Source organism: Peribacillus sp. NPDC097895 (assembly GCF_050277555.1).
Taxonomy (GTDB): Bacteria; Bacillota; Bacilli; order Bacillales; family DSM-1321; genus Peribacillus.
The window spans coordinates 183299-194103 of record NZ_JBNNSH010000008.1 but is presented as its reverse complement, the minus strand read 5'-3'; the positions used below and the strand labels follow the sequence as shown (position 1 = coordinate 194103).

Sequence of the window (10805 nt, the reverse complement as noted above, 5' to 3'; positions counted from 1 at the left end):
GGGTCGCAAGGTAGGGGTTTCAGAAGCTCCGAAAAGCAAATAATTTGAGGCAGGTGTAAATCCTGCCGGTGAATATCCGTAGGGAAGCGTGTTCATCCCTAGCCTATGCTTACCAAATCCCGTCAGAGCCTTTCTTCTCCTATTGCACAGTTTGTGTCAACTCTGCGAAAAGTCTTATAGAACTAACCGGTTCTTTACTTCAATAAGGGAGGTTGCAGAAGAAACCTTTTTGTTAAGCAACTAAAGGGGCAGGATAGTTCCATAAGGAATACGGTTAAATAAAGTCGTTTAAAACATAATAAGGTTGTTTAAAAACGTCAGTCATGTTATTCCATTAAAGGGGCAGATTGCCGAGGAAACAGTTGAAACATATATATGGAACATTATTTGAAAGGATATACTAAGATGAGTGCGATGATATTTAACCTTAATTGGGGACATTTTCGCTACCATCGGAGGTTCATTAACAAAGCGTAGTTAGAGGAGGTTAAAATGGAGAAGCAGGCTGTTTTATTTCATTCATTAGAGTGTGAAAAAATCTACTTCAAAGCACTAAGGATAGAGGATGTTCAAGAGATACATGATTATGCGTCAGATCAAGAGGTTTCACGATTTATTGGCTGGAATTTGATGAGTACTTTGGAGGAAACTCGTCAGTTCATTGAATTAATGTTAAAACGTGAGTCGGCAGGAACTCATTTATATTCCTCCATTGTTGAAAAATTAACTCAAGCAATTATAGGAACAGCCATAATTTTCAATTTTGACCAAGAAGCAAACCAAGCTGAAATTGGTTATGTGTTGCATAAACAACGTTGGGATAAGGGGTATGGAACAGAGATTGTTGCATTGATAAGTGATTTTGCATTTAAATCACTTAATCTTCATAAGCTCCATGCTATGGTAGTGCATGCCAATATTGGCTCTGCACGGATACTTGAAAAGAACAGGTATGAGTTAGAAGGACGATTAAAAGACCACTTTTTTATAGAGGATAAGTATTATGATGCATTACTTTTCGGCAAAATTACTAACCTGGAAACTTAGCGTTCTTGTACAGATAAAATGAAGAGGTCTGTTGACGATACTTTCAATAAAATATAGTCCCTTCTTATTCAATTAAAGTAGAAACATTCTCGGTTGATGTTTTTCAAAACCTTTTGTCAATTCTTTTCCGAAAATAGTGATGGTTTCTTCCCAAGGATGTCCTAATAATCCCCATTCAAAATTCTTATAATCACCGTTTGGAAAAATAGGTATTGTCCATTCATCAAATTCACTTTTCGGAAACTCTATACGGGGATTTATCCAATAACTTGGATGTTGCCAATCTAACGCATACATATATTCATTTTTCTGTGTGAGTTCTCGAAAAACAAGCAATGACTTATCCTCTAGATCATTGTAACCTCATCATCAAGGATAATGTAAATCTTGTTAAACTAACGGGTGCGTTAGCTGAAGATCGGAGCTGTCTTTAAGGCAGCTTTTTCTTATGCAACTAACGGGGCAGGATAGTTAAAGAAGGAATTTCCATTTTCCTCACAAATGAACAGGTGTTAAATGGTATGATTAAAAAAAATTGTACCAACATAATTTTTAGGGGGAAATATATTCTTGAAGATAGTTAGAATTATCTTAGCAATAATTGTTCTTGCTTTATCAGCCTATCAGATAATTACTCAAAATTTTGAGTTGATGCCGTATTCTATGTTGTTCTTAGGGGCAATTATGTTACTAACAGGATTAGCCGAAGTTCAAAAAGATAGAAAAGGATTTTATATGAGCATTGTTGTCTCTTCATTTCTTTTCTTTGTTTCCATACTGGGTTTTTTAATGAACTAAGGGGTGCGTTAGCTGAAGATCGGAGCTGTCTTTAAGGCAGCTTTTTCTTTATGTAACAAAGGGGCAGGTTAGTTCAACAAGCGCAGTGTATTCGAACAGTGCTGTACTTTCTTAAAGAATACATAAAGCCTCTAACAATCCACTCTCTTTTCAGATAAAATAATTGCTGATAGTTTACTAATAATTTCAACTCTAAAGGGGGTAGTCCCAATTAAATTAGTCCAAAAAAATGAAGTGTATATTTATATAATTCTTCTAGCATTCACTACAATTAATGGATTCTTTAATAAACCCAAAGACGAAGGAACACTAGATATTAGTATGGGTATTGCCCTTTTCATAGTTTTAATTATCAAGATAGCATTGATTTTTTATGAAAAAAAAATGCAATAGTAAATATTGAGTTATTAGGAGAAAGAGGATGAAAATCAGGAAAGAGAAAAAGAATGGTCAGGGCGGCATTTTTAAAGACATACTTATTGAAATTAGAGATTCAATCTTATTTGAATTAGTTTGGAACATCTTATTGTTTATACCAAGAATGATGATTCGTTTAATCAAGAATATATTTGACTAGTCTAAATGAGTGCGATTCTTTAAAGGTATCGCCTTTTTTGGTTGGATTAACGAAGCATATAGTACTTAAAGTAACGGGTGCGTTAGCTGAAAATCGAGCTGTTCTTAAGGCAGCTTTTTCTTATGCAACTAACGGGGCAGGTTAGTTGATGAAGGATTATTGATTCTAGTTGCCGAATTGATTAAATGAACCGATCAAGCTCCAGATGCAATGTGGGCATCTTAGCTACAAAACGCCTAAGGTAAAAAAAATAGTTAAAATGAAAGAAGTGAAGGTTTTGATAATATATAAATGTCTCCATCATGTAAGTCTTACTGTGACAGATTTGGAAAGAGCAAAAGAATTCTATGGTAACACTTTATGTTTAAAAGAAATTCAGCGTCCTGATTTTGATTTTCCAGGTGCCTGGTATGAAATAGAGGGAAATCAACTTCACTTGATAGTCGATCCCTCTTCTCAGACGATTCGTAAGGATAAAAGCTTATCCAGCAGGGAAGGTCACTTTGCGCTTAGAGTCGAGAATTACCATGATACTCTTAAATGGTTAAAACAGAATGAAGTTGACATCCTTGAAAAACCAGACGGAAAAAGTGGATTCGCGCAAATTTTCTGTGCCGACCCAGATGGTAATTTGATTGAACTTAATGTTAATCAAAAAGATCTATAAGTGGGCAAGGGGCTGCCATTACTTGCCCTTTTCGTAGTAACGGGACAGTGTAGTTGAATAAGATTCTGGATTCATGGTATCCATCCTGCAATTTCTAAAACGGTCAAGACAATCTCAAAGACAATTAGAATCACAATGATCCATTCTACGAATAATCCCCTGATCGAATGGCTGATGTTAGAAAAACCATCCATAATGTTATACAAAATTTCGGTTTTACTTTTCAAGATTTTATACCGATCATTCAATTCAAAAAAATCCAGCATGCTGTCATAAAATTCGCCGGCAATGCTGCTTGTCCATGTAATATCGGGTTTATCCAGAATCATGATATACGCAAGGGTGTTGTACTCGTGACGTACGATTTTGGCCGTCGTCCTCGCTAGTTCCTTGTTGCCGATTCTTAGCTTGCCTTTTTCCAGTCGGTCTATCATGGTTTCGAGCTTGTCGTGGATTTTTCCGAGTTGTTCCTCAGTTTTTTCGAGTGCTACCGATTTTGCAAGAACAGTGGAAATTAATTCAGGGTAGAAAAATTCAACTTTTGGCACCACTACATATTCGTCGGTAAACTTGATGTTTTCAGTTTCTCTGAAGTGAAGGTTGTAATCGTCCGTATATCTATCTACAAGGGCGAGATCAATATCCGGCTCGAAAGAATGGATAAAGGTTAAAAATTCCTTTATCTCATCCGCGTGTGTGTAATTAATGAAGACAATGCTGCCAAAGGAAAAAACCAGCACCTGTTGTGATTCGTTCACATTTTTATTAAGGATGGAATTTAGAATATCGTCATTAAGGATTAATGGCTCTTCCCAGGTGAATTTTTTGGGAATGCCGCAATGAATGGCGATTTTGTTCAAATCAATTTCATTAGTGATTGCAAATGCTTTAAAGGTAATTGGCTCCATTTATATCACTCTCTTCAGCAGATTGGTCTTTTTTCGATTTTATTCTAGCTTTCCAAAAACATGCTTGAAGAATTCTTGAAGTGTCCCTTTTGTGGAAATCATTCAGAATGTATAAAAAGGATGAGTAAGAAAGTGAAATATACTCACACAAACCGTCTCAGAAAAACAGAGTAATCGTCAGTCACGGAAATAAAAATAATATGGAATCACTTATATTGGTGACGGCTACCATCCTTGGGGAAGTAGTTCAAGAATTTATGAGGGCAATAAACAAGATAATCAATTTTAGCTTAGCGATTTTTCTTAATGAACAGGTGCTTTAGCTGAAGGTTCCCCAACTTGTGCATGGCTTTTTTTAGGAAGAAAAGAACAGTTATTGTAGAAAAATGCTCAACAAAGGTATGAGGTACTCCAGGTATATCCTCTATTGGATCATGAGATTTTAACTAACTGGTTCATTATTCCTATGTAAATGTTGTTGGGATATAATTTGTAAAATATGAACGGTTTATTTTGTGGATATAAGCTCTTAAAGATTTTTAAGTATAATGTTAAAAAGAAAATGTTTTTATTGATGTAGCATGTGTTCTAAAAATCGAATGTTTGTTTTTTGAACTTTAATTCACCTAATTTTTTCAAATTTAAAAGAATATTGATAGGGAATTACGAAAAATCCATGGGGATATTTATAAAATATAAATATTATTCAAGTATTGTGAAATTTAAAATAATCCTATATACTAAAAAAAAAACTATTTTCCTATATGTAACTGGCGCAACATGGATTACCATGGGGGAGCATATAGAGTATAAGCCGCGCGCCTGGGCAAACACTTGATTTTTAGATCAAGTGTTTTTTATTTTCCTAGGAAGAGGTGTAGGTAGAGATGAGTAATATGCATAGAAAGATGGGGACTTTTGCTTTAACTATGACAGGTATTGGTTCTATTATCGGCTCTGGTTGGTTGTTCGGAGCGTGGAAAGCTGCCCAGATTGCTGGACCAGCAGCTATTTTTTCTTGGATTATCGGTATGGTTGTAATTTTATTTATTGCATTATCTTACGCAGAGCTTGGGGCAATGTTTCCTGAAGCTGGAGGAATGGTTAAGTATCCTCAATATTCGCATGGCTCTTTTATTGGATTTATAGCTGCGTGGGCGAACTGGATATCTATCGCTTCGACTATTACAGTTGAGGCAATTGCTTCAGTACAATATATGAGTACGTGGCCTTGGGAATGGGCCAGTTGGTCTCATTCTTTAGTTGATAACAATATCTTAACGACTAAAGGATTATTCATAGCTTCTTTACTATTATTGTTCTATTTCTTCGTCAACTATTGGACAGTTAACCTTTTTGCTAAGGCAAATTCATTTATTACTATTTTTAAATTAATTGTTCCAGGTGTAATGGCAGGATCCTTATTTTTTGCTGGATTTCATGGTGGAAACTTTACAAGTTCTCAAGGTATCGCACCATATGGTTGGGCAAGCGTTTTAACAGCAGTAGCTACTTCTGGTATCGTGTTTGCGTTTAATGGATTTCAAAGTCCCGTAAATATGGCAGGAGAAGCGAAGTCGCCGAATAAGTCTATACCTATTGCTGTTATTGGGTCTATTTTAATTGCAGGTTTTATATACGTTATTTTACAAGTCGTGTTTATCGGTGCAGTGGATCCGTCTATGATCGTGAACGGATGGAGTCATCTGAATTTCAATTCACCTTTTGCTGATTTGGCAATTGCTCTTAGTCTTAACTGGTTAGCGATTGTATTGTATGTAGATGCGTTTGTATCACCGTCTGGTACAGGAGCTACTTACACAGCTACAACTTCGCGTATGCTTTATGGAATGCAGAAAAATGGGTACTTACCGAATATCTTTGGTACATTACATCCACTTTATGGTGTTCCTCGTCCAGCGATGTTATTAAACTTAGGCGTATGTTTTATCTTTTTATTTTTATTCCGCGGATGGGGCGTACTTGCTGAAGTGATTTCAGTTGCTACACTTATCTCGTACATCATGGGGCCAGTTGCATTGACAACATTAAGACGTACAGCTTCTCATTTTAATCGTCCATTTCACTTAAAAGGCGCTTCTATTATTGCACCTTGTGGATTTGTTTTCGCATCGCTTACTTTATACTGGGCGCGTTGGCCATTAACAGGAGAAGTCGTTTTCATCATTGCCATTGGACTACCTATTTACTTTTATTATCAAGCTAAAAATAAGTGGAACGGATTCAAAAAACAATTTTTATCAGGTGTTTGGATGCTTCTTTACTTAGGTTGTATGATTTTCATTTCTTATATTGGAAGTGAGAAGTTCGGCGGAAAAAATATTCTTACATTTGGTTGGGATATGGTGGTCATCGCATTGTTAGCACTTGGTTTCTATTGGTGGGGAGTCAAGAGCGGGATTAAAACAGAATACATGGCTGAGGCTGAAAAAATTAACAAAGAATTTATCAATAAATAACTTTTATAGTAGACACCGCAATATGAGTAAAAAGAAAACATGGTTACTTTATTACCATGTTTTCTTTAGTTTATAAAAAAAATTTATAGGTGGATTCATTATGGAATATTATAAAATTATTTAAAATAGTGGTAAAGAATCGCAAAGAGTGCTTTTACTGGGTTGTTAGTTTAATAAGAATACTATGCTTCAGCAAGTTATAATACCCCTTAGTATGATAAGTACTTAATAAGGATATTGTAAGAAGAAAAAGGAATATAGGACGAATAAAGTTAAATAACTATTTTTTGAACACCGTTCCATTTCAGAACGGTGTTATGTGTGTTTTGAAAATAAACTTCTGTAACTTCGAAAAAAGACAATACCAAAAAAGATCCTACTCATTCGTTTTAAAAAATGGAGAGATCCACATTTCATTGATCTATGGATTGACTGGATTAAGAATCAGTATGGACAGTTCACTATATTTTCATTATTTTGCTTTTCCATACTGATCACGCACCTTTTATAGAGTAATCATATCAGTATGTCCAAGCTTAGAAGATTACTTGCAGATAGTTTGGAATTTTTGCACTAGAACCTAGTAATGTGTATCCCTATTTTGTATAGTAGTATAGTTCGTTTTAAACGATTTAGTATTGATTTCAAAAAAGGAGAGGATTCAATGAAACTTATATTTAAAATAATAGTATTATCTACATTGTTATTGAGTTTTATACCGATTTCAATGATTCAGGCATCTGCGGAAACACTACAAGAAGGTGATTTCAAATATAATGTTTTAAATGGAATAGTTGAAATTGTAGATTACGTTGGAGACGCTAAAAACGTGGAAATTCCAAGTAAACTGAATGAAATGCCAGTAACAAGTATTGGAAATTATGCTTTTAGTAGTAATCAATTAAAAAGTGTAATCATCCCAAATAGTGTGACAAGTATAGGGAATGGTGCATTTCGCCATAATGAATTAACAAATATAACAATTCCAAAAAGTATCACTAAGATAGGGAATGAAGCATTTAGTGCTAATCAATTAACAAGTGTAACCATCCCAGAAAGTGTAACTAGTATAGAGTATTATGCATTTCGTTCTAATCACCTAACAAGTGTAATCATCCCGGAAAGTGTGACTAAGATAGGAGAAGGTGCATTTAGTAGTAACAAACTAACAAGTGTAGCCATCCCGGATAATGTGACTAGTATAGGGGAAGGTGCATTTATTTGGAATCAATTAACAAGTGTAACCATCCCAAAAAGTGTGACAAGTATAGAAGATAGTGCATTTAGTAGTAATCAACTAACAAGAGTGACCATCCCAGAAGGTGTAACAAGTATAGGAAATTCTGCATTTAGTGATAATCACCTAACAGGTATAACCATCCCGAAAAGTGTAACTAGTTTAGGGTCATCTGCATTTAGCGATAATCACCTAACAAGTGTAATTATCCCGAAAAGTGTAACTAGTTTAGGATCATCTGCATTTAGTGATAATCACCTAACAAGTGTAACCATCCCAAATAGTCTGACAAGTATAGGGAATGATGTATTTGGTGGTAATCAATTAACAAGCGTAACCATTCCGAATAGTGTAACAAGTATAGGAGATCGTGCATTTCGTTCTAATAAATTAGCAAGTGTAACCATTCCAAATAGTGTGAACAAGATAGGGAGTGAAGCATTTCGTGGTAATAAATTAACGAGTGTAACCATTCCGAATAGCGTGACAAGTATAGGTGAAAGTGCATTTTATTCTAATCAATTAAAAAGTGTAACCATCCCAGAAAGTGTGACTAAGATAGGGGAATCTGCATTTTTTTCAAATCAATTAACAAGTATAACCATTCCGAAAAGTGTAACAAGTATCGAGGATTATGCATTTGCTTTGAACCAATTAACAAATGTAACTCTCCCGAATAGCGTAACGAGTATCGGGGATCATTCATTTCATTGGAATCAACTAACAAGTATAACCATTCCGAACAGTGTAACGAGTATCGGGAATCATGCATTTCATTCGAATCAACTAACAAGTGCAACCATTCCGAACAGTGTGACAAGAATAGGGTCTTATGCATTTCAGGATAATCACCTAACAAGTGTAACCATTCCAAACAGTGTGACTAGTATTGAATCTCATACATTTAGTGAAAATCAATTAACGAGAGTAACCATCCCGGAAGGCGTGACAAGTATAGGGGGGATGGCATTTCATTCGAATCAACTAACAAGTGTAACCATTCCAAGCAGTGTGACAAGTATAGGGAGTTATGCATTTAAGGATAATCAACTAACAAGAGTAACCCTCCCGGAAAGAGTGACTAGGATAGGGTCATCTGCATTTGAGGATAATCAACTAACAAGTGTAACTATTCCAAATGGTGTGACTAGTATTGAATCTGATACATTTAGTAGAAATCAATTAACAAATGTAACCATCCCGGAAGGCGTGACAAGTATAGGGGATGGAGCATTTAGTGATAATCACCTAACAAGAGTAACCATCCCAGAAAGAGTGACTAGAATAGGATATTATACATTTAGTAGAAATCAACTAACAAATGTAACCATCCCGGAAGGCGTGACAAGTATAGGGGATGGGGCATTTAAGGATAATCAATTAAAAAGTGTAACCATCCCGAAAAGTCTAACGAGTATGGGGAGAGCTCCTTTTGGAAGTACTGAGGAAAACCACTTATTTGACTGGTATTTAGACAGAAATTACACAACAGTTTGGGATCAATCTACAACAGGTGTAACAATATATGCTAAATGGTTGTATCCACCTGTATTTGAAGGAGTAGAAGCTGTAACAATTAAACTAGGAGATGGATTTGATGTTACAAAAGGCGTGATTGCTACAGATATAGAAGATGGAGAAATGACATCAAGTATAGAAGTTGCCGGAAGTGTGGACCCAATGAAGGTGGGCAGCTACACCTTAACGTACAAGGTGACGGATAGTGATGGATATACAACAGAGGTTAAAAGACAAGTGAGAGTAAGAAGTAATGATAAGCCTATGATCAAAGGGACCAAAGCTGCAACAATCAAAGTAGGAGATAGCTTTGATATTAAAAATGGTGTGACTGCAACAGATACAGAAGATGGAGAACTGACATCAATTATAGAAGTTGCCGGAAGTGTGAACTCGACGAAGGTGGGTAGCTACACCTTAACGTACAAGGTAATGGACAGTGATGGAAACACTGTAAATATAGAAAGACATGTAACGGTAAACCCTGCTCAAGTAAAAAGCTTAAAAGTATCTAGCAGAGGGACAAACTCTTTAAAACTGATATGGACAAAACAAAGTGAAGTCACAGGCTATAAAATCTATCAGTATGATAGTAAGGGTAAACTGTTAAAGACAATTACAAGTAACGCGAACAGTTATACACTTAGCAAACTAAGTGCCGGAACAACGTATCAATATAAAGTTCGTTCATATAAAACCGTAGGGAAAACAAATTATTATGGATCCTATAGCAGTGTTCTCACTTCTACAACAAATCCGGCTACTGTTACATTATCGAGTGTTAAAAAGAGTAGCTCAACAAGTATGAAAGTGAACTGGAAGGAGATTTCTACTTCTACAGGGTACCAAATTCAGTATTCTACTAGCAGCAAGTTTACTAGTAGTACAACAAAGAATGTGACAATCACAAACAAAAATACCGTATCTAAAACAATAAACTCTTTAAAAAAGGGTGAAAAATATTATGTTCGATTAAAAGCGTACAAAACATTGTCAGGAATAAAATATTATGGCTCTTGGAGTTCTGTAAAAAGTATAACTATAAAATAAATATAAAAAAGGATTATAGAAAGATATTGACAACCTATTAGCTGGTATTGTTTAAGTAGAATTGAGTGTTTATAGGGCTGATCCAGATTTTAATTATTCCATAAAAGGGCGCATTTCCGGAATAGGAAAAGCGTCCTTTTTGCACGAAAGGGCCATTTAACGGAGGAAGAATCTTAAGAAATATTGAATACTTATGGTAATGCTAGTATGGTGTTTGTGAAAGATTGTACTTAAAGTAACGGGTGCGTTAGCTGAAGATCGGAGCTGTCTTTAAGACAGCTTTTTCTTATGGCACTAAAGGGGCAGGATAATTCAGTAACGCCACCGTACCGGCTAACCAGGGCGACGAGCCCAGGAATCTTCCCGGACTCGACATGCCATGCCAGCACGTCGATCCCTGTTTCGGAGAAGCCGCTGTTGCTTTGTCCCGTTGTAATCTTTTTCATTTGGTTTCCCTCTCTTTACTTTTTTATCAGCCCTATTTGTTCTACAAATTCTCTTTTGTTATTCATGTTTGAAAGCC

The 10805-nt window shown here is 35.6% G+C and carries 7 protein-coding genes, 1 pseudogene and 1 riboswitch; of the genes and pseudogenes, 5 read left to right on the top strand and 3 right to left on the bottom strand.

Features of this window, described 5'->3' with window-relative positions; all coding sequences use genetic code 11:
- The first annotated feature begins 492 nt into the window (after nucleotides 1-492).
- Nucleotides 493-1047 (top strand): GNAT family N-acetyltransferase, encoded by a 555-nt coding sequence (locus ACQKMH_RS25555; protein WP_427590135.1) that lies wholly within the window; start codon nucleotides 493-495, stop codon nucleotides 1045-1047.
- Nucleotides 1048-1119: 72 nt separating this feature from the next.
- Here ACQKMH_RS25555 and ACQKMH_RS25550 read toward each other — a convergent pair.
- Nucleotides 1120-1407: pseudogene (locus tag ACQKMH_RS25550) on the bottom strand (DUF2716 domain-containing protein); the annotation flags it as partial.
- A 210-nt stretch (nucleotides 1408-1617) separates the two neighbouring features.
- Between ACQKMH_RS25550 and ACQKMH_RS25545 the strand changes: the two are divergent.
- Nucleotides 1618-1845, top strand: a complete 228-nt coding sequence (locus tag ACQKMH_RS25545; RefSeq protein WP_427590134.1) for a DUF3953 domain-containing protein — start codon at nucleotides 1618-1620, stop codon at nucleotides 1843-1845.
- An 836-nt stretch (nucleotides 1846-2681) separates the two neighbouring features.
- Nucleotides 2682-3089, top strand: a complete 408-nt coding sequence (locus ACQKMH_RS25540) for a VOC family protein (protein WP_427590133.1) — start codon at nucleotides 2682-2684, stop codon at nucleotides 3087-3089.
- A gap of 71 nt (nucleotides 3090-3160) precedes the next feature.
- Here ACQKMH_RS25540 and ACQKMH_RS25535 read toward each other — a convergent pair whose 3' ends face one another.
- On the bottom strand, nucleotides 3161-3997 hold the full coding sequence (locus tag ACQKMH_RS25535) for an RMD1 family protein (RefSeq protein ID WP_427590132.1): 837 nt from the start codon (nucleotides 3995-3997) through the stop codon (nucleotides 3161-3163).
- 756 nt (nucleotides 3998-4753) lie between these two features.
- Nucleotides 4754-4832, top strand: a riboswitch (ZMP/ZTP riboswitch).
- 52 nt (nucleotides 4833-4884) lie between these two features.
- Between ACQKMH_RS25535 and ACQKMH_RS25530 the strand changes: the two genes are divergently transcribed.
- Nucleotides 4885-6477, top strand: coding sequence for an APC family permease (locus ACQKMH_RS25530; RefSeq protein WP_427590131.1), 1593 nt, complete (start codon nucleotides 4885-4887; stop codon nucleotides 6475-6477).
- Nucleotides 6478-7141: 664 nt separating this feature from the next.
- Nucleotides 7142-10282, top strand: coding sequence for a leucine-rich repeat protein (locus ACQKMH_RS25525; RefSeq protein ID WP_427590130.1), 3141 nt, complete (start codon nucleotides 7142-7144; stop codon nucleotides 10280-10282).
- A 230-nt stretch (nucleotides 10283-10512) separates the two neighbouring features.
- On the opposite strand, the gene ACQKMH_RS25520 is transcribed toward ACQKMH_RS25525, so the two are convergent.
- The gene (locus tag ACQKMH_RS25520; protein WP_427590145.1) at nucleotides 10513-10728 is read right to left on the bottom strand and encodes a hypothetical protein; all 216 of its coding nucleotides are present in this window, start codon (nucleotides 10726-10728) and stop codon (nucleotides 10513-10515) included.
- Nucleotides 10729-10805 lie beyond the last annotated feature (77 nt).